Origin of the sequence: Pseudomonas sp. B21-012, from assembly GCF_024749305.1 — a bacterium.
GTDB lineage: Bacteria > Pseudomonadota > Gammaproteobacteria > Pseudomonadales > Pseudomonadaceae > Aquipseudomonas.
Genome location: NZ_CP087197.1, coordinates 4,352,141 through 4,371,139, shown reverse-complemented (window position 1 = coordinate 4,371,139; position 18,999 = coordinate 4,352,141). Strand labels below are relative to the sequence as shown.

Sequence of the window (18,999 nt, the reverse complement as noted above, 5' to 3'; positions counted from 1 at the left end):
TAATTGAAATGAAAAAGAAAGCTTTAATTACTGGCGTTACCGGGCAAGACGGTTCTTATCTCGCCGAATTGCTGCTGGAAAAAGGTTACGAAGTTCACGGAATCAAGCGCCGGGCTTCTTCATTCAATACCCAGCGTGTGGACCATATCTATCAGGATCCACATGTTGCCAATCAGAATTTCGTTTTGCACTACGGTGATCTTTCCGACGCTTCCAACTTGACCCGCATCATCAAGGAAGTTCAGCCTGATGAAGTCTACAACCTGGGCGCCCAGTCTCATGTTGCGGTAAGTTTTGAGTCGCCTGAGTACACCGCGGATGTCGATGCCTTGGGTACCCTGCGGATTCTCGAAGCCATTCGCTTGCTCGGCCTGGAAAAGAAAACCCGCTTCTATCAGGCGTCGACCTCTGAGCTGTATGGCCTCGTCCAAGAGACGCCGCAGCGTGAAACCACGCCGTTCTATCCGCGCTCGCCCTATGCGGTGGCGAAGATGTATGCCTACTGGATCACGGTCAACTACCGTGAAGCCTACGGTATGTATGCCTGTAACGGTATTCTCTTCAACCACGAGTCGCCGCGTCGCGGCGAGACTTTCGTGACCCGCAAGATTACCCGTGCCTTGGCCAATATCAGTCAGGGGCTGGAAGATTGCCTGTATCTGGGCAACATGGACGCGCTGCGTGACTGGGGGCATGCCAAGGACTACGTTCGCATGCAGTGGATGATGCTGCAGCAGGAAGTTGCTGATGACTTCGTCATTGCTACGGGTGTGCAGTACTCGGTTCGCCAGTTCGTCGAGTGGTCAGCAGCGGAGTTGGGTGTCTCGTTGCGCTTCGAAGGCACGGGTGTTGATGAGGTTGCGATCGTTTCCGCCATCGAAGGTGACAAGGCGCCAGCGCTGAAGGTTGGCGATGTCATCGTGCGTGTCGACCCGCGCTACTTCCGTCCTGCGGAAGTAGAAACTTTGCTGGGCGATCCAGCCAAGGCAAAAGAGAAGCTGGGCTGGGTGCCGGAAATTACCGTTCAGGAAATGTGTGCGGAAATGGTCAGCGAAGATCTCAAGGTGGCCCAGCGCCACGCGCTGCTCAAGTCCCATGGTCATGACGTGCATGTAGCGGTGGAGCGTTAATCGTGAGCAAAGAAACGGTTTTCGTTGCCGGTGACCGCGGTATGGTCGGCTCGGCATTGATGCGTGCATTGAGGCAGCAGGGCTACACCAACATCGTTACGCGAACCCGGGAAGAGCTCGACCTGCTGGATCAGCGCCAGGTCAGTGCGTTCTTTGCCGAGCAGCAGATCGATCAGGTTTACCTGGCAGCGGCCAAGGTAGGGGGTATTCATGCCAACAATGAATACCCAGCTCAGTTCATTTATGAAAACCTGATGATTGAGGCCAACATCATTCAGGGCGCGTACGCCAGCGGCGTAAAAAAGCTGCTGTTTCTCGGGTCTTCGTGTATCTATCCAAAGTTCGCTGAGCAACCAATTGAAGAGCGAGCGTTGTTGACTGGCGTACTGGAGCCTACCAACGAGCCTTACGCCATCGCCAAGATTGCCGGTATCAAGCTGTGTGAAAGTTACAACCGCCAGTATGGGGTGGATTACCGCAGTGTCATGCCGACCAACCTGTACGGTCCTCATGACAACTATCATCCGCAAAACAGCCATGTGATTCCGGCGCTGATTCGTCGTTTTCATGAGGCCAAGGTGCGGGGTGACCAGGAGGTGGTCATCTGGGGCAGCGGCACACCGATGCGCGAGTTTCTGCACGTAGATGATATGGCGGCGGCCTGCCTGCATGTCATGAACATGGAGTCGCAGGTGTATCAGCAACATACCCAGCCGACCTTGTCACACATTAACGTGGGGACAGGCGTCGACTGCACTATTCGTGAGCTGGCTGAAACCATTTGTCGAGTGACCGGTTATCAGGGGCGTCTTGGCTTTGATGCCAGCAAGCCTGATGGCACGCCAAGAAAGCTGCTGGACGTCTCTCGTTTGAAGAACCTCGGCTGGCAGGCCTCTATCAGTCTCGAAGATGGCCTGGTCGATGCCTATCAGTGGTTTGTCGATCACGAAAGTTCGGCCAGACGCTAATGGCCGGCTATCTGCAGGCGGATGCATTCCGCACAGTCGTCATGCATACGCCTCTGATAGCGATTGACCTGCTCGTGTTGAATGAGCACGGGCAAGTGCTTCTGGGCGAGCGTTTGAATCGTCCCGCCCAGGGATACTGGTTTACCCCCGGGGGGCGGGTGCGCAAGAACGAGTCACTGGAACAGGCGTTTCGCCGCATCAGTCACTCCGAGCTCGGGGTGCAACTGTTAATGGCGAGCGCGACGTTTCGCGGTGTGTACGAACACTTCTACCGCGATAGTTACTTTTCGGCAGATGAGCACGATTCGGGCACTCACTATGTGGTACTCGCCTATACCCTGTTACTGGCAGATTCGGCACTTGAAAGCCTGCCACGTGAACAGCATGCTGAATATCGCTGGGTCGACGTGCGCACAACTTCGTTGCGCGTGCATCAGCATGTCTTGGACTATTTCGATCAGGGCTGAGGGTTAAGCGAAGCGGGCAGTTGCTCTGTTTCACATGGTCGCTCGGGGTTCTGTCTAGGGTTGCGTCGTATGCTTTTCTACTATCTGCCTTTCATGGTTTCGGCGCTACTCTCGTTGCTGGGTGGCAAGCGCAAGCTTTGCTACTGGGGCTTGGCCGGCTTGCTGATTGCCATGTGTGCCTTCCAGGCGCCCGGGGTATCGGACGATCACGGGAACTACCTTGATTATTATGCAGGTATTGTTTCTGGTGAATTTGGGCCGTTTTTTGTCGAGCCAACTTTTTTCGTTCTGGCGAAGCTGTCTTCGCTACTGACGGGTTCAGCGATACTGCTGTTTGTTTTTTACGCGGTTTTGGGCGTCGGTAGCAAATTTTATGTGATGGAGCGGGCAACACCGTATCGTTGGTTGAGTGTTGCAATTTACCTGTCTTACTTCTTCTTGCTGCAGGACTTCACGCAGATTCGTATCGGTGTGGCCACCGGCTTGGTGATGTGTTCAGCTTACCTGGTGTTTAACGGGCAGTGGTCGAAAAGTCTGGCGGTCTTGTGTGGGGCCGTGTTATTTCATTATTCGGCCATTCTGTTTCTGCCCTTTATGTTGCTCCGCGCAGCCGGGGTGCGTACGGTATTTTATATGTATTTGTGTTGCTGCGCGCTGTTTGCACTCTACTTGCTGGACATCAGTGTGCTTAAAGGGTTTTTACAGCTCTTGTCGCTGCTGGAGAACCCTAGGCTCGACTTTTATATTAATAATATTCTTAGTGGTCAGGGTGGTTCGATCAACTTTTTTCGGGCGATATTTCATTTTGCGCTGTTATCGCCGTTGGTCTTTATGTTTGCTCGTATACAGCGCCAACAGCCCTTTATTGCTTACTCGGTGATCCTCCATCTAAGTGGCTTGCTGATCTTGCTGGCGTTGCACGATGCCCAGGTTGTGGCCTACCGGATATCGGATATTTTCAATCATTTCATGGTATTCTCGCTGCTTGCGTACGCCATTCTGTTTGGTCGCGTTGTCGGCGCTGCAGGGATGCTCGCAGTATCAACATTCCAAATCATCTATGTGTTGCAAGTCCTAGGCTTTGTGCAACCGTATACTTCGGTCCTGGGTGGCTTATGATTTTACCTATTGTGATGGCTGGCGGCTCCGGGTCGCGTTTGTGGCCAATGTCCCGTGAGCTCAACCCGAAGCAATTCCTGTCACTGGCAGATGAGCACACCATGCTCCAGGTGACGGTCGAGCGCCTGTCCGGTCTTACCGATCTGAAGCCGCAAATCATCTGCAACGAAGCCCATCGTTTCGTTGCCGCGGAACAGATGCGCCAGTTGGGTTTCGATGATTGCGAGCTACTTCTCGAGCCTGTGGCGCGCAACACCGCCGCTGCTATTACGCTTGCTGCCCTGAAGGCCGTACAGGACGGTCAGGATCCGCTCCTGTTGGTACTGGCGGCAGATCATTTGATCAGTGATGCCGAAGTTTTCCAGCAGTGCGTTCGCAGCGCATTGCCGCTGGCTCAGGCAGGCAAGCTAGTCACCTTCGGCATCCAGCCGCTGTCTCCGGAAACCGGCTACGGCTATATCGAACAGGGGCCGGCCGTGGGTGCTGGGTATGCGATTGCACGGTTTGTCGAAAAGCCAGACCTGGCCACCGCCCAACGCTATCTGGCCAGCAAGAAGTTCCTGTGGAACAGCGGTATGTTTCTGTTCAAGGCAAGCCGTCTGCTTGACGAGGTCAAGGCGTTTGCTCCGCAGATCCATGCTTGTTGCGCCGAAGCCCTGGAGCAAAGTTCCCGTGATCTGCATTTCACCCGCGTCGGTGCCGAGGCCTTTGCACGCTGCCCGAGCGACTCCATCGACTACGCCGTCATGGAAAAGACTGCCGATGCGGTAGTAGTGCCAATGAATGCCGGCTGGAACGATATCGGTTCCTGGTCCGCCTTGTGGGATGTTGGCCAGAAGGATGAAAGTGGCAACGTCGTCAGCGGCGATGTCATGGCTGATGAAGTGGAGCACAGCTACATCAAGTCGACCAGCCGCCTGGTGGCTGCCGTAGGGGTCCGCGACCTGATCATCGTTGAGACCAAGGATGCTCTGCTGGTAGCGCACAAGGACAAGGTCCAGGGGGTCAAGAAAATCGTTGAGAACCTCAAGGCCCAGCAGCGCCAGGAGTTTCATTGCAACAGCGAAGTGTATCGCCCGTGGGGTAGCTACGAGGCCATAGACCAGGGGCATCGCTACCAGGTCAAGCGTATCACTGTAAAGCCGGGCGCCAAGCTGTCGGTGCAGATGCATCATCACCGTGCCGAGCACTGGATCGTGGTCAGCGGTACGGCGAAGGTCACCAATGGCAAGGAAACCTATCTGGTGACCGAAAACCAGTCGACCTATATTCCTATCGGTCAGGTGCATGCCCTGGAGAACCCAGGAAAAGTGCCCCTCGAGCTGATCGAGGTGCAATCGGGTTCCTATCTGGGTGAAGACGACATTGTTCGTTTCGAAGATATCTACGGGCGGGCGTAAGCGAGGGGTTGCGGTTGAAAGTCTTAGTTGCGAGTTGTGTTTTTCCGCCCGAGCCGGTGGTGAGTGCCAGAACCAGTGCTGATGTCGCCCAGTACCTGCATGCCCAAGGGCATGAGGTGCTGGTGGCATGTCCGACACCAACCCGCAACGTCGCCGCCGAAGGGCTGGATGAGAAGATCGCCGGTTTGAACATGCCGTTTCCGGTGTCACGCCTGTTTGCCTTTTCTTCGAAAAAATCCAGCTTCGTCTCACGATTTCTGGAGAACATCTCTTTCGGGTTGTCAGTATTTTTCTTCATCTTGCGTCAGCGCAAGGTTGATGTGATCTACGCCAACGTGTGGCCGTTGTTCTCCCTCGGCCTGCTGCTGATGGCGGCCAGGCTCAAGGGCATCAAGGTGGTCGCCAGTGTGCAGGACCTGTATCCGGAGTCCTTGGCCGTGCAAAAGCGTATCGAGGAAACCGGCGGCATTTATCGCGGCCTGCTCAAGCTTGATACGCTCATCGCGCGTAACTGCGATCACTTGGTGGTGATTTCCGATGGATTCCATCGTGCTTATACCGAGACGCGAAAAATCGATCCATCGAAGGTGACGCTTGTCAGAAACTGGGTACAAGGCAGTCAGATTCAGGCCTTACCCAAGGAGCAGGCGCGAGCGGAGCTTGAGAAGGTGATGGGCTTGCGCCTGGCGCCTGAGCAGTTTCTTTTCGTGTATGGCGGCAATATGGGCGTCGCTTCCGGCCTGGATGAGTTCATGGGTTATCTGGATGGCGTCGATCCACGGGCAGTGTTCCTGTTTGCAGGTGACGGATCGCTGGTGCCGGAGCTCAAGCGGTTGCTACAGGCCCGCGGTCTGGAGTCCCGTTGCCACTTCCTTTCGCCTTGGCCGTTCGAACTGACTCCGGCAGTGTTCGGTGCCGCAGATGCTTTGTTGCTGCCAACCGCCGCAGGTCAGGAGTTCGCCTCAGTGCCTTCCAAGCTGATCACCTATATGCTGGCTGGCCGGCCCATTCTGTTGCTGGCCGATGAGCGCAGCGAGTCGGCAATCGAGCTGGGCAAATCGGATGCGGGCCATACCATTGGTGTGCGTACCAATGCGGCAGTGCTGGAGGGGATGAACTATTTGCTCAATGCCTCATCTGAGCGTCTGGCCGCAATGGGACGCAACGGTCGTGAATACGCCCAGGAGTTTTACTCGGCTGAGCGAGCAGTGCCCAAACTGAAGGCAATTGTTGAGGATGTCTATGAAGCTTGAACGGGTTAGGTTGGTTGACAGTGCTCAGGTCCAGGCATTTGCCGACTTGCATGTTCAGGCGTTTCCAGGCTTTTTTCTCAGTCAGTTGGGGCCGAAGTTCCTGGCCTTGCTCTACACCCATTACCTGCAGTCCGAACAGTGCGCCTGCATCCTTGCCTCTGATGATTCGGCAGGCCGGGCGCCCAAGGGGTTGGCGGTTGCCATTCGCCAGCCATCGCTGTTCTACAAGGACCTGTTTGCCAAGCATTGGCTGGCATTTGCCTTGCGCGCCTTGCCGAGCCTGCTGAAGAACCCGTTGTTCGTCGCCAAAAAATTATGGGCGGCGGTGTTTTATCGAGGCGATCAGGTCGAGAGTCTCGATGCCGAGAATGCGGTGCTGCTGAGCACCATTTCGGTGTCGCCGCAGGCGCAGGGGCAGGGTGTGGGCAGGCAACTGCTGCAAGAAGTAGAGGCGTGGGCTGCCGAATCCGGCGCCGCTTTTGTGTACCTGACAACTGATCGCGATGCCAATGTCGAGGTCAACGGTTTTTATCAACGCAATGGTTATGTGCTGGAGTCCACGCTGAAGAAAAGTGGCAATCGCATCATGAACCGTTACATCAAACGCTTGCGGTGAACCTATGCAGAATACTCCGTTCCTGCCCTTCGCTCTTCCTGAACTGGGTGAAGAGGAAATCAATGAAGTTGTCGACACCCTGCGTTCCGGCTGGGTGACCACCGGGCCAAAAGCCAAGCAATTCGAAGCGGACTTTTCCAGTTTTCTTGGTGGTGATGTTGAAAGCATTGCCGTGAACTCGGCAACCGCCGGGCTGCACCTGGCGCTGGAAGCCATTGGTATCGGCCCAGGCGATGAAGTCATTCTGCCGTCCTATACCTTCACGGCAACTGCCGAAGTTGTCCGGTATCTGGGCGGCACGCCGGTTATCGTGGATGTGCTGGAAGAGACCTTCAATATCGATCCGGCGGCGATCGAGGCGGCGATTACCGAAAAGACCCGTGCGATCATGCCTGTGCACTTCGCCGGACTGAGCTGTGACATGGATGCGATTTTGCAGATTGCCCGTCGCCATGGCCTGAAGGTGGTGGAAGATGCTGCGCATGCACTGCCAACCACCTGGAAAGGCAGCAAGATCGGTACCCTCGAGTCCGATATCACAGTGTTCAGTTTCTACGCCAACAAAACCATGACCACCGGTGAAGGCGGCATGCTGGTGACCCGCAATGCGGAACTGGCCAAGCGCTGCCGGATCATGCGCCTGCACGGTATCAGTCGCGATGCCTTCGATCGTTATGTGTCGAAGACGCCGGCCTGGTTCTACGAAATTGTCGCTCCCGGTTTCAAATACAACATGAGCGACGTCGCCGCCGCCATGGGCATTCACCAGTTGCGTCGTCTTGAAGGCTTCCAACTCAAGCGTCAGGCCATGGCCGAGCGTTACCTTGAGGCGCTGAGCGATTTGCCATTGGTGTTGCCGCCAGTGGCCGCTGCTGGCGACATGCATGCATGGCATCTGTTCCCGCTGCGTCTGCGCGCAGAGGCAAATATCAAGCGCGACGACTTCATCATCAAGATGGCCGAACTGGGCATTGGTTGCTCGGTGCATTTCATTCCGCTGCACCTGCAACCCTACTGGCGTGAAAGCTGTGCCCTGAGTCCCGAGCAGTTCCCGGTAGCCCAGAGCCTGTTCCAGCAGGAGGTTTCGATCCCGCTCTACACCAAGATGACCGAAGCCGACCAGGAACGTGTGATTGCGGCGGTGCGATCGGTGTTGGCCAATGCTTAAGCGGCTCTTTGACATTGTCTGTGCTGCGCTGGGTCTCCTGGTGCTGTCGCCGTTGTTGTTGGCGATTTTTCTGTGGGTCAAGCTGGATTCGCCCGGGCCGGTATTCTTTCGACAGGAGCGTGTTGGACGTTTCGGCAATCTGTTCAGGATTCATAAATTCCGGACCATGAAGCTACACGCGGAAAGTGCCGGGCGTCTGACCATCGGCGAAGATTCGCGCATCACCCGTTCGGGTCGTTTTTTGCGCCGCACCAAGATCGATGAGCTGCCGCAGCTCATTGACGTGTTGCTGGGGGACATGAGCCTGGTCGGACCGCGCCCGGAAGTACCAGAATTCATGAACTGCTATGAAGAATCGGTGCGCCGCAAAGTGCTCTCGGTGCGCCCAGGGATCACTGATCGGGCATCCATCGAGATGGTTGATGAAAGTTTGATCCTGGGCCAGTACCCGGATCCTCGGCAGGCCTATATTGATGTAATTCTGCCAATCAAGCAGAAGTACTATCTGGAGTATGTCGAGCAACATGGTGTGGTGACCGATATCAAGATCATTTTTGCCACACTTGCAAAGATCGTTTCTCGATGAGGTAGCCGTTACTCTGGTAAATCACAGGGTGGTGATGAATTGTTGCCACCGCTGGGAGCGCCGGGAACGGGGTGTATGAACATGGAATGCTGCAGCAATGGCAGTGTCGGCTCAGGCGTAGTGGAGTTTGAAGATGGTGAAATACGATAGGCTACGGCTCTGGCTGGTTTCATTGCCGCGCCGTTACAAACGGTTGATTCAAGTCGCGGCAGACGTGGTACTGGTCTGGATTGCGCTGTGGATGGCGTTTGTCGTTCGCCTGGGTATTGAAGAAGCCATCAACCCTTTCACCACGCACCTGTGGATATTTGTTACCGCGCCGTTGATTGCCATTCCGCTGTTTATCCGTTTCGGCATGTACCGTGCGGTGATGCGCTACTTCGGCAACGATGCGCTGGTGACCATTATCAAGGCGGTGAGCCTGTCCTCGCTGATACTGGGCGTAGCGGTTTACTGGTACAGCAACCATCAAGTCGTGATCCCCCGTTCGATCGTGTTCAACTATTGGTGGCTGAGTCTGATCATGGTCGGAGGCTTGCGCCTGGCCATGCGTCAATATTTTCTCGGTGACTGGTTCGCGGGCATTCAGAATGTACCTTTTACCAACCGTGACGATGGTTTGCCCAAGGTAGCCATCTACGGTGCCGGGGCTGCGGGCAACCAGCTCGTGGCCGCGTTGCGCATGGGCAAGGTGATGCGTCCGGTTGCATTCATCGATGATGACGCCAGTATCACTGACCGGACGATTTCCGGTCTGCAGGTTTTCAAGTCCAAGCATATCCAGCGCATGGTCGATATGACTGGCGCCCAGGAGATTCTCCTGGCCATTCCGTCTGCCACGCGCGCGCGCCGGCGGGAGATACTCAGTTACCTGGAAGGCTTCCCGCTGCATGTGCGTAGTGTGCCCGGCTTCATGGATCTGGCCAGTGGCCGGGTCAAGGTCGATGATATCCAGGAAGTGGATATCGCCGACCTGCTGGGCCGCGACGCGGTTCCGGCACAGGATGACCTGATCGAACGTTGCATCAAGGGGCAGTCGGTAATGGTGACCGGGGCCGGTGGTTCGATCGGTTCGGAGCTGTGCCGGCAGATCCTCAAGTCGCAACCTACTACCTTGCTGTTGTTCGAGCACAGTGAGTTCAACCTCTACACCATTCTCAGCGAGCTGGAGCAGACCATCAGCAGGTCTTCGTTGCCGGTAAGGGTCTTGCCTATTCTTGGCTCCATCCGTAATCAGGCGCAGTTGCTGGATGTCATGAAGACCTGGAGTGTCGATACGGTGTATCACGCTGCAGCCTACAAGCATGTTCCCATGGTTGAGCACAATATCGCCGAAGGCGTGTTGAACAACGTCATCGGCACGCTCAATACGGCGCAAAGCGCATTGCAGGCCGGAGTTGCCAACTTTGTCCTTATCTCCACGGACAAGGCGGTTCGTCCCACCAATATCATGGGCAGTACCAAGCGTCTGGCGGAAATGACCCTGCAGGCGCTCAGCCAGGAGCTCGCGCCAGTTCTGTTTGGTGACTCGGACAAAGTCTCCCAGGTCAACAAGACGCGTTTTACCATGGTGCGGTTCGGCAACGTGCTGGGCTCGTCAGGCTCGGTGATTCCGTTGTTCCACAAGCAGATCAAAGCGGGCGGGCCACTGACGGTCACCCACCCGAAGATCACTCGCTACTTCATGACCATCCCCGAGGCGGCCCAGTTGGTTATCCAGGCTGGCTCCATGGGGCAGGGTGGGGATGTGTTCGTGCTGGACATGGGCGAGCCGGTCCGCATTGCCGAACTCGCGGAAAAAATGATCCACCTTTCCGGGCTAAGCGTGCGTTCTGAAAAGAATCCGCACGGCGATATTGCTATTGAGTTCACCGGGCTGCGTCCAGGCGAGAAACTCTATGAAGAATTGCTGATCGGTGACAACGTCGTTGCTACCCGACACCCGATGATCATGAGCGCTGCCGAAGATCATCTGCCTTGGGAGACGCTCAAGGAGCGTCTGCACCGGTTACTGGCGGCGGTTGCCGGTGATGACTACGGGCGGGTTCGCCAGTTGCTGCGTGAAACCGTTAGTGGCTATACGCCGGACGGTGAAATTGTCGACTGGATCTATCAGCAGCGCCGCCTGGATCCGTGATCTGTACCATTAAATTGTGAGCCGCGCGCTGCCTTGTCTTCATCTGGGAGTGTTGATAGGGTGGCTCTTCGTGAAGCGTATAAAACGGTGAGGCGTTAATGGCATTCCTTACACCTGCTGAACTGGCGTCAAAAGGGTTCAAGAAACTGGGTTCCAACGTACTGATCAGTGACAAGGCCTCTATTTACAACTGCGACCAGATCGAGATTGGCGATAACTCCCGAATTGACGATTTCTGTGTCGTCTCCGGTAAGGTGTCGATCGGTCGCAATGTGCATATCGCCGTTTTCTGCAATGTTGCCGGGGGCGAGCCAGGTATCACCCTGGAAGATTTTTCCGGCCTGGCCTATGGCTGTCATGTATTTGCCCAGTCCGATGACTATTCCGGCAAGACCATGACCAATCCCACGGTCCCCGCGCAGTTCAAGGGCGAAACCAAGGCCGCGGTCCGACTTGGTCGTCACGTGATCATCGGCACCTCCTCGATCGTAGTGCCCGGAGTCAACGTCGAGGATGGCTGTTCTGTCGGGGCGATGACCCTGGTGACCAAATCCACTGAAGCCTGGGGTATCTATTTCGGAATCCCGGCCAAGCGAATCAAGAATCGCAACAAGGGCCTGCTCGAGTTGGAAACGCAGTACCTGTCGACACCCTGAGTCAAAACGCGCCGCCCTGGCGCGCCAGGATATTGTCGATCAATTGTGCTGGAATACCTTGCCCGCCGTTCGTCTGTTTCTGACGGGCAAACCCGAAAAAGTGCCTATTTTGCTGGGCTTTGCGACCTTTTGGTCGGGAACTTTTCCTACAAAGATTGGCCAGAGAGTGGTTTGCCTTTGCATAAACTGTCACAATGCGCGCCTTTCTCGTCTGATGACAGGGAAGTTTCTCCGGGATCGAGTCAATGGGGCAGGGAGCGCTGCTTACCAGGATTTTGGTGACACCTCGCTTGTCGTTGGAGCCATTGTTACTCGACCAGGCAGGCATGTGCGTGACCAGCATTTCCCGTATACCCCCCGTAAGCCAAAGTAGCGATATCGATTTTTTTGCCGTGGTTCAAAGCCTCTGGAAGCAGAAATTTCTGATCGTTGCTGTCACTCTGGCAGTTGGGGCGGCGGCGGGAGCCTATGCCTTCCTCACCACTCCCGAGTATCAGGTCGGCACCACGCTGCGCCCTGCTGCGCTCAACGATCTGGATGCCCTGAACCGCTCTGGTGTTTACTCGCTGCCGCGTGAGCAGGCGCTCACCCGCGTCGGCGCCGCGCTTGATTCCTACGATGTGCGCCTGGGTTACTTCCGCGCCAATCCTCAGCTTTTCGCTCCTTTGCGCATGCCTGGCCAGACCGACGAACAAGCTTTCGAAGAGTTCAACCGCAATTCCATCAAGCTGGTGCAGCCGGACCCCAAAAAGAAGGTTGACCTGCTCAGCGCCTACATTGGCATGGAGTTGCGCTATCCAAAGAATGTCGACGGTGACGAGATCCTCAACGGTTTCGTTAAATACGCCATTGAAAGCGAGCGCCAGCAAGTGGCCTCGGACTTGTCGGTCATTATCAGGAACCGCTTGAACGAACTGGATGGCAAGCTCGACGCAGCCCGTGCCGGATATGAAGCAGGCAAGGAGTCACAAATTGCCACGCTGCTGGAGAAGGACAATCTCACGCGCGCGCAACTGCAAGATGAACTTCGGGCACTGCGCGTTCAGCTCAAGGCGCGCCGCGCCGACCGAATCGCCCAGCTGGATGAAGCCATCAGCATCGCCCGTTCGCTGGGCTTGAAGAAGCCGTCTACCCCTTCGGCCATGGCCAGCGAAGGCGAGTCTGGTGGCAATGTGATCCGTACTGAGGTCAATAACCAGCAGATCCCGCTGTACTTCATGGGTACCGATGCCCTGGAGGCCGAGCGCAAGGCCCTCCGTCAGCGAACTTCCGATGACTTCACCGACCCGCGGGTGGCGCAGATCGGCAAAGAACTCATGCTGCTGAAGAACAATCGCCGGATCGAATCATTGAAACAGCGTGAGAACGAAGATGTGTTCTTGCAGAACATCGAACCGTTGCGTTCTGAAATGGCCCGCTTGAAAAAGCTCGATATCGATGTGATGCGCTTGAATCTGGTCACCATTGACCAGTACGCGCTGGAACCACTCAAACCTGTCTGGCCGAAAAAGTCGCTGATGATTCTAGCGGGCCTGGCCGTGGGGGGGATGTTGGGGGTGTTGCTGGCGATCATTCGTTACTTTGTCGTCTTGCGGATGACGAAGGTGGCAAAGGGCGGCGAGCCATTGGGCAATCCCCAGTAAGTCAACACAGGTTCGCAGCCCTTGTACGGGCTGCGGGCAGGTCCGCTGCCTGGCTCCGTGAAAGGGGCATGGTTACTTCTCAAGTTAATGTGCACGGCAGACGGCTTTCTTGAAGGGCCGCGGCCAGCATTATTCAGTTCATCAAGACCAACTGGTCAGATTTTACATAGGGACGCGTTACATGTTCACTAACAAGACCATTCTCATCACCGGTGGTACCGGCTCCTTCGGCAACACGTTCGTGCCGATGACACTGGCCAAGTACAACCCCAAGAAGATCATCATCTTCTCGCGTGATGAAATGAAGCAGTGGGACATGGCGAAGAAATTCGAAGGTGATTCCCGCGTGCGCTTCTTCATTGGTGACGTGCGTGACAAGGATCGTCTGTACCGGGCGCTGGATGGCGTCGATTACGTGGTGCACGCGGCGGCAACGAAGATTGTTCCGACTGCGGAGTACAACCCGTTCGAATGCATCAAGACCAACATCAATGGTGCAATGAACCTGATCGACGCCTGCATCGACAAGGGCGTGAAGCGGGTCGTGGCGTTGTCCACCGACAAGGCCAGCAGCCCGGTTAACCTGTACGGCGCCACTAAACTGGCTTCCGACAAGCTGTTTGTTGCCGGTAACTCCTACGCTGGCGGCCATGACACGCGCATGTCGGTGGTCCGTTACGGCAACGTGATGGGCTCGCGTGGTTCGGTCATCCCGTTCTTCATGTCGATCAAGGACAAGGGTGAGTTGCCGATCACCGATGAGCGTATGACGCGCTTCATGATCTCCCTGGAAGAGGGCGTGGAACTGGTCTGGCATGCTTTCGAAGATATGGAAGGCGGCGAAATCTATGTGAAGAAGATCCCGTCCATGAAGGTGACCGACCTGGCACGGGTTGTCGCTCCCGAGGCTCGGCAGAAAGTCGTCGGTATCCGCCCGGGCGAGAAACTGCATGAACAGATGATCAGTGCTGAAGACGCTTATTACACCTACGAGTATGCCGAGCACTTCAAGATCCTGCCGGTCATCAATGACTGGGCCAACTGCGAGAAGCGCATCAAGGACGGCAAGAAAGTGCCGGAAGGTTTCGTCTACGCCAGTGACAACAACACGGAGTGGATGAGTGATGCCGATCTGCAAGAGTGGATCACCATCAACAAAGAAAAAATCGGGAGCATCTGAGCCATGATCCCTTATGGTCGCCAGGACATCAGCCAGGCTGATATCGACGCTGTCGTCAGCGTCCTGCAGTCCGACTTTCTCACTCAGGGCCCAATGGTGCCGGAGTTCGAGCAGCGGGTTGCACAGCATGTAGGCGCGCGTCACGCACTTGCGCTCAATAGTGCAACGTCGGCATTGCATGTTGCCTGCCTGGCCCTGGGGCTGGGGCCTGGTGATCGTTTGTGGACTACCCCGGTTACTTTTGTCGCATCGGCAAACTGCGCCTTGTACTGTGGGGCGCAGGTCGATTTCGTGGACATCGACCCACGCACCTATAACCTCTGCCCACAAGCCCTGGCGCGCAAGTTGGAGCTGGCGGAGCAAGCGGGGACGCTGCCCAAGGTTGTGGTCCCGGTGCATCTTTGTGGTCAGCCCTGCGACATGCAGGCGATCCATGCGTTGGCCGTGCGATACGGATTCAAAGTCATCGAAGATGCCTCGCATGCCATTGGTGGCCAATACCAGGGCGAGTTCATCGGTAACGGCAAGTACAGTGACATTACTGTGTTCAGCTTCCATCCGGTGAAGATCATCACCACCGCCGAAGGCGGTATGGCGGTCACCAACGACGACGCATTGGCACAAAAGATGGCCTTGCTGCGCAGCCATGGCATCACCCGCGACCCGCAACAGATGACCCATGAAGCTGATGGGCCCTGGTACTACCAGCAGATCGATCTGGGTTTCAACTACCGCATGACCGAACTGCAGGCGGCCTTGGGTGTGAGCCAGATGCAGCGCCTCGATCAGTTCATCGCTCGCCGGCATGAGCTGGCGGCGCGCTACAATGAACTGCTGGCAGCATTACCGCTGACCCTGCCGTGGCAGCATCCAGACAGTTATTCCGGATTGCACCTGTATGTGATTCGCCTGCAACTGGACAAGATCGACAAGACCCATCGCCAGGTTTTCGAGTCGTTGCGTGAGCAGGGTATCGGAGTCAATCTTCACTACATTCCGGTACATACCCAGCCTTACTACACCGCCATGGGGTTTGCCCGCGGCGATTTCCCTGAAGCTGAAGCCTATTACCGGGACGCCATCAGCATCCCGATGTTCCAGACCATGAGCGAGTCTCAGCAGGACGTGGTCGTCGCTGCACTGACCAAGGCCTTGCAGGCATGAAACTGGCGGTCATTCCCGCCCGTGGCGGCAGCAAGCGTATTGCGCGCAAGAACATCAAGATGTTCTGCGGCAAGCCGATGATCGCCTGGTCGATCGAGGCCGCCCTCAATAGCGGTGTTTTTGACCGGGTGATCGTCTCGACCGACGATCTGGAGATCGCCGAGGTGGCCCGCCAGTCCGGGGCACAGGTGCCATTTATCCGTCCCGCGCAACTGGCTGACGATCACAGCGGCACAGTGCCGGTGATTCAGCATGCCATTGAGTGGTTCGAACAGGACGGGCAGCAGATCGATTACCTGTGCTGCCTTTACGCAACGGCACCCTTTGTAAGGCCCGAGGATTTGCAGGCAGGGCTCGACGCCTTGATCCGTGAACAATGCGATTTTGCCTTTGCCGTTACCCGCTATGCATTTCCTGTCCAGCGGGCAGTACGGATCAACACCCAGGGCCGGATTGAAATGATCTATCCGGAGCAATTCAATACCCGCTCGCAAGATCTACAGGAAACCTTTCATGACGCTGGCCAGTTCTATTGGGGGCGTACGCAGGCCTGGCGGTTGGGCAAGCCCGTGTTTGGGGCCGGCTCGGTACCGGTAGTGCTGCCAGGCCACAGGGTCCAGGATATCGACACGCTTGAAGATTGGGTTCGGGCTGAATGGATGTTCCGGGAAATGAACCGGTAAACCTTGATCCGGCTCAGGAGTCGCGAAAGGGCTTTCAGGGTAAGTTGCCAGGGTTGTTGTGATGCTGCGTAAGATCATTGAGGTAGGCGGGTGGATCGATTGAAAGTTGTGTTCCGTGCAGACGCCTCCGTCGAGATTGGCATCGGGCATGTCATGCGCTGCCTGACCCTGGCCGATGAGCTGACCGCACAGGGCGCGCACTGTCACTTCATTTGCCGGGCGCATACCGGGAATCTGATCGAGCAGATCAGGTCCCGCGGCTATCAGGTCCATCCGCTGCAAGTGGTGACCGGCATTGCCGGCAATCCGGGGGCGGACCGCGGAATCTACGGTTATTGGCTGGGGGCCAGCCAGGCAGAGGATGCGGCTGCGTGTGCTGCGCTGCTTGAAAGCATCAGGCCGGACTGGCTGGTTGTTGATCATTACGCTCTGGACCAGCAATGGGAGGGCAGTCTTGCGGGGTTGTCCCGCAAGTTGATGGTCATAGACGACCTAGCCGATCGAGCCCATCAGTGCGACCTGTTGCTTGATCAGTCGTTGGGACGTTCGCCTCAGGATTATTGCCGATGGGTGCCTGCGCACTGCAGGTTACTGTGCGGTGTACAGCATGCATTGCTGCGACCGGATTTTTCCGCGTTGCGGGGCGATAGCCTGCAGCGCCGGGCGGCATTTGCCCTCAGGAACGTGTTGATCACCATGGGTGGCGTCGATAAGGACAACGTCACGGGACGCATTTTATCGGTCCTGGAAACGCTTTCCCTGGCCACTATCTCCCGGGTAACCGTAGTGATGGGGGCTACCGCGCCCTGGCTCGAACAGGTTCGTGCCCAAGCCCGGACCCTGCCATTCAGCACCGAGGTCAAGACCAATGTCAGCAACATGGCAGAGCTGATGGCTGCCTCTGACCTTGCTATCGGTGCGGCCGGTGCAACCTCATGGGAGCGTTGCTGCCTGGGTTTGCCGACGCTGATGGTTGTGCTGGCGGAAAACCAGGTATTTGCCGCCCGACAACTGGCAGCTACCGGCGCCGTGTTGACGCTGGCGCTGGATGAGACTTTGGGCCGCGACCTTGCCCGGTATCTGGAACAGGCGAGTGGGGATCCGTCCATGTTGGAACAAATGAGCCAGCAGGCACGAAAGATTGTCGACGGCTCCGGCTGCCGGGTCGTCGCGCAGGTTATGGCTGAATCGGAAAAGGATTGAACACGTGCAGGCATTTGGAAAACTGCGAAATATCGAGGCTGACGAAGTCGGCCTGATGCTTGAGTGGCGAAACGCACCCGCCGTGCGGGCCAACATGTACACCCGGCATGTAATCAGCGAGCAGGAACACCTGGCATGGTGGCAACGCTTGCAGCAGCGCCAGGACCAGCAGTACTTCATGTACGAGTGGCAGGGGGGGGCTGCGGGGATTGTCGGCTTCACCGACATCGACACCCACAGCGCCAATGCCAGCTGGGCGTTCTATGCCGCCCCGGATGCCGCCAAGGGCACTGGCAGCCGTATGGAGTTTCTCGCGCTGGAGCATGCGTTCAACGTGCTGCAGCTGAACAAGCTCAATTGCGAGGTGCTGGCATTCAACAGTGCCGTCATCAAGCTTCACCAGAAGTTCGCCTTCCAGGTGGAAGGCATTTTTCGCGAGCAGCACCGTGTGGACGACGCGTACGTCGATATATACAGGCTGGCGCTGCTGTCCCGTGAGTGGGATATGCACCGTGATGTCATGCAAGAAAAACTGAACAAATTAATTCGAGGCCAATGATGAATCCGATGATATCCATTGCAGGGCGGGCAATCGGTGCCGCGCATGCGCCTTACATCATTGCCGAGCTGTCTGCCAACCATAATGGCAAGCTCGAAACAGCAATGAGGATCATCGAGGAAGCGAAGAAAGCCGGCGCCGATGCGGTCAAGCTGCAAACCTACACCGCAGATACCATCACGCTGAACAGCGATGCTGAAGAGTTCCGCATTCACGGGGGGCTGTGGGATGGCCGTACCCTGTACGACCTCTATCTGGAGGCGCAGATGCCCTGGGAGTGGCACCAGCCGTTGTTCGAGCATGCCCGCAAACTGGGTATCACCATTTTCAGTTCGCCCTTTGACTTTACTGCCGTCGACTTGCTGGAAAGCCTGAATGCCCCGGCTTACAAGATTGCCTCCTTCGAGGCAATCGACCTGCCATTGATCAAATATGTGGCTGGCACTGGCAAACCCATGATCATTTCTACCGGCATGGCCGATGCCGAAGAGATCAGCGAAGCGATCGAGGCCGCGCGTGAGGGCGGCTGCAAGGAGCTGGCAATTCTTCATTGTGTCAGCGGCTATCCGGCGCCGGCTGCGGAATACAACTTGCGCACCATTCCCGACATGGTTCGCCGTTTTGGTTTGGTCACCGGGCTTTCCGATCACACCCTGGACAACACCACTGCGATTGCCGCCGTTACCTTGGGCGCTTCGATCGTCGAGAAGCATTTCACCCTGGATCGCAAGGGTGGAGGACCGGACGACAGTTTCTCGCTGGAGCCACTGGAGCTCAAGGCGCTGTGTCAGGACAGCAAAACCGCATGGGCGGCACTGGGTGACGTCAACTACGCGCGCAAATCCAGCGAGCAGGGCAATGTGCAGTTCCGTCGCTCGCTCTACTTCGTCAAGTCACTGGCCGCAGGTGATGTGGTTACCGCCGATGCGATCCGCAGCGTCCGTCCAGGGCGTGGTGTTGCACCGAAATACTTCGATGACGTTGTTGGCAAGCGAGTAAAGACTGCGGTGCTGGAAAACACACCTGTCGATTTTGCCTCTCTCGATGTTGACTGAATAACCCGGTGC

19 protein-coding genes are annotated in these 18,999 nt (G+C 56.5%); 18 read left to right on the top strand and 1 reads right to left on the bottom strand.

What is annotated here, in order from left to right:
- Positions 1 to 8 precede the first annotated feature (8 nt).
- The 11 genes from gmd to LOY37_RS19895 all read left to right on the top strand — a co-directional run bounded on the left by gmd (position 9) and on the right by LOY37_RS19895 (position 11,500).
- A complete protein-coding gene (gene gmd, locus LOY37_RS19945) occupies positions 9 to 1,130 on the top strand; it encodes a GDP-mannose 4,6-dehydratase (protein ID WP_045195372.1) in 1,122 nt (373 codons plus the stop codon).
- Positions 1,131 to 1,132: 2 nt separating this feature from the next.
- Positions 1,133 to 2,098: a GDP-L-fucose synthase gene (locus LOY37_RS19940; RefSeq protein WP_258715580.1), complete on the top strand. Its 966-nt coding sequence runs from the start codon at positions 1,133 to 1,135 to the stop codon at positions 2,096 to 2,098.
- A complete protein-coding gene (locus LOY37_RS19935; protein WP_045195367.1) occupies positions 2,098 to 2,565 on the top strand; it encodes a GDP-mannose mannosyl hydrolase in 468 nt (155 codons plus the stop codon). Before LOY37_RS19940 ends, LOY37_RS19935 begins: the two co-directional genes overlap by 1 nt.
- Positions 2,566 to 2,634: 69 nt before the next feature.
- Entirely contained in the window at positions 2,635 to 3,684 is a 1,050-nt protein-coding gene (locus LOY37_RS19930; RefSeq protein WP_258715579.1) for an EpsG family protein, read from the top strand.
- On the top strand, positions 3,681 to 5,084 hold the full coding sequence (locus tag LOY37_RS19925; RefSeq protein WP_258715578.1) for a mannose-1-phosphate guanylyltransferase/mannose-6-phosphate isomerase: 1,404 nt from the start codon (positions 3,681 to 3,683) through the stop codon (positions 5,082 to 5,084). Before LOY37_RS19930 ends, LOY37_RS19925 begins: the two co-directional genes overlap by 4 nt.
- Positions 5,085 to 5,143: 59 nt before the next feature.
- The gene (locus LOY37_RS19920; protein ID WP_258607689.1) at positions 5,144 to 6,337 is read left to right on the top strand and encodes a glycosyltransferase family 4 protein; all 1,194 of its coding nucleotides are present in this window, start codon (positions 5,144 to 5,146) and stop codon (positions 6,335 to 6,337) included.
- Positions 6,338 to 6,527: 190 nt separating this feature from the next.
- Positions 6,528 to 6,953, top strand: coding sequence for an N-acetyltransferase (locus LOY37_RS19915; RefSeq protein WP_258715577.1), 426 nt, complete (start codon positions 6,528 to 6,530; stop codon positions 6,951 to 6,953).
- Between the two features lie 4 nt (positions 6,954 to 6,957).
- A complete protein-coding gene (locus LOY37_RS19910; protein WP_258715576.1) occupies positions 6,958 to 8,121 on the top strand; it encodes a DegT/DnrJ/EryC1/StrS aminotransferase family protein in 1,164 nt (387 codons plus the stop codon).
- Positions 8,114 to 8,707: a sugar transferase gene (locus LOY37_RS19905; RefSeq protein WP_045195354.1), complete on the top strand. Its 594-nt coding sequence runs from the start codon at positions 8,114 to 8,116 to the stop codon at positions 8,705 to 8,707. Before LOY37_RS19910 ends, LOY37_RS19905 begins: the two co-directional genes overlap by 8 nt.
- Positions 8,708 to 8,840: 133 nt before the next feature.
- A complete protein-coding gene (locus tag LOY37_RS19900) occupies positions 8,841 to 10,844 on the top strand; it encodes a nucleoside-diphosphate sugar epimerase/dehydratase (RefSeq protein ID WP_045195352.1) in 2,004 nt (667 codons plus the stop codon).
- Between the two features lie 98 nt (positions 10,845 to 10,942).
- Positions 10,943 to 11,500 carry an O-acetyltransferase gene (locus tag LOY37_RS19895; protein WP_093380442.1) on the top strand — a complete coding sequence of 186 codons (558 nt, stop codon included), beginning with the start codon at positions 10,943 to 10,945 and terminating at the stop codon, positions 11,498 to 11,500.
- Position 11,501: 1 nt separating this feature from the next.
- On the opposite strand, the gene LOY37_RS19890 is transcribed toward LOY37_RS19895, so the two are convergent.
- On the bottom strand, positions 11,502 to 11,828 hold the full coding sequence (locus LOY37_RS19890; RefSeq protein ID WP_258715575.1) for a hypothetical protein: 327 nt from the start codon (positions 11,826 to 11,828) through the stop codon (positions 11,502 to 11,504).
- Between the two features lie 4 nt (positions 11,829 to 11,832).
- Between LOY37_RS19890 and LOY37_RS19885 the strand changes: the two genes are divergently transcribed.
- The 7 genes from LOY37_RS19885 to pseI all read left to right on the top strand — a co-directional run bounded on the left by LOY37_RS19885 (position 11,833) and on the right by pseI (position 18,987).
- Entirely contained in the window at positions 11,833 to 13,143 is a 1,311-nt protein-coding gene (locus LOY37_RS19885; protein ID WP_258715574.1) for a Wzz/FepE/Etk N-terminal domain-containing protein, read from the top strand.
- A 181-nt stretch (positions 13,144 to 13,324) separates the two neighbouring features.
- Complete coding sequence (gene pseB, locus LOY37_RS19880; RefSeq protein WP_045195347.1) at positions 13,325 to 14,323, top strand: UDP-N-acetylglucosamine 4,6-dehydratase (inverting); 999 nt, start codon at positions 13,325 to 13,327, stop codon at positions 14,321 to 14,323.
- A 3-nt stretch (positions 14,324 to 14,326) separates the two neighbouring features.
- Complete coding sequence (pseC, locus tag LOY37_RS19875) at positions 14,327 to 15,487, top strand: UDP-4-amino-4,6-dideoxy-N-acetyl-beta-L-altrosamine transaminase (protein ID WP_045195345.1); 1,161 nt, start codon at positions 14,327 to 14,329, stop codon at positions 15,485 to 15,487.
- Complete coding sequence (pseF, locus tag LOY37_RS19870; protein ID WP_258715573.1) at positions 15,484 to 16,170, top strand: pseudaminic acid cytidylyltransferase; 687 nt, start codon at positions 15,484 to 15,486, stop codon at positions 16,168 to 16,170. Before pseC ends, pseF begins: the two co-directional genes overlap by 4 nt.
- Positions 16,171 to 16,260: 90 nt before the next feature.
- Positions 16,261 to 17,373: a UDP-2,4-diacetamido-2,4,6-trideoxy-beta-L-altropyranose hydrolase gene (gene pseG, locus LOY37_RS19865; RefSeq protein WP_258715572.1), complete on the top strand. Its 1,113-nt coding sequence runs from the start codon at positions 16,261 to 16,263 to the stop codon at positions 17,371 to 17,373.
- 4 nt (positions 17,374 to 17,377) lie between these two features.
- Positions 17,378 to 17,932 (top strand): UDP-4-amino-4,6-dideoxy-N-acetyl-beta-L-altrosamine N-acetyltransferase, encoded by a 555-nt coding sequence (gene pseH, locus LOY37_RS19860; RefSeq protein WP_249744406.1) that lies wholly within the window; start codon positions 17,378 to 17,380, stop codon positions 17,930 to 17,932.
- A complete protein-coding gene (gene pseI / locus LOY37_RS19855) occupies positions 17,929 to 18,987 on the top strand; it encodes a pseudaminic acid synthase (protein WP_249744407.1) in 1,059 nt (352 codons plus the stop codon). The genes pseH and pseI overlap by 4 nt, the downstream gene beginning before the upstream one ends.
- Positions 18,988 to 18,999: the final 12 nt, after the last annotated feature.

Bases quoted from the DNA above. Each gene is read 5' to 3' on its own strand.
- pseB (WP_045195347.1), top strand. From the start codon at position 13,325: ATGTTCACTAACAAGACCATTCTCATCACCGGTGGTACCGGCTCCTTC.
- LOY37_RS19905 (WP_045195354.1), top strand. From the start codon at position 8,114: ATGCTTAAGCGGCTCTTTGACATTGTCTGTGCTGCGCTGGGTCTCCTG.
- LOY37_RS19935 (WP_045195367.1), top strand. From the start codon at position 2,098: ATGGCCGGCTATCTGCAGGCGGATGCATTCCGCACAGTCGTCATGCAT.
- LOY37_RS19925 (WP_258715578.1), top strand. From the start codon at position 3,681: ATGATTTTACCTATTGTGATGGCTGGCGGCTCCGGGTCGCGTTTGTGG.
- LOY37_RS19895 (WP_093380442.1), top strand. From the start codon at position 10,943: ATGGCATTCCTTACACCTGCTGAACTGGCGTCAAAAGGGTTCAAGAAA.
- pseC (WP_045195345.1), top strand. From the start codon at position 14,327: ATGATCCCTTATGGTCGCCAGGACATCAGCCAGGCTGATATCGACGCT.
- gmd (WP_045195372.1), top strand. From the start codon at position 9: ATGAAAAAGAAAGCTTTAATTACTGGCGTTACCGGGCAAGACGGTTCT.
- LOY37_RS19900 (WP_045195352.1), top strand. From the start codon at position 8,841: ATGGTGAAATACGATAGGCTACGGCTCTGGCTGGTTTCATTGCCGCGC.
- LOY37_RS19890 (WP_258715575.1), bottom strand. From the start codon at position 11,828: ATGCCTGCCTGGTCGAGTAACAATGGCTCCAACGACAAGCGAGGTGTC.
- LOY37_RS19910 (WP_258715576.1), top strand. From the start codon at position 6,958: ATGCAGAATACTCCGTTCCTGCCCTTCGCTCTTCCTGAACTGGGTGAA.
- pseI (WP_249744407.1), top strand. From the start codon at position 17,929: ATGATGAATCCGATGATATCCATTGCAGGGCGGGCAATCGGTGCCGCG.
- pseF (WP_258715573.1), top strand. From the start codon at position 15,484: ATGAAACTGGCGGTCATTCCCGCCCGTGGCGGCAGCAAGCGTATTGCG.
- LOY37_RS19930 (WP_258715579.1), top strand. From the start codon at position 2,635: ATGCTTTTCTACTATCTGCCTTTCATGGTTTCGGCGCTACTCTCGTTG.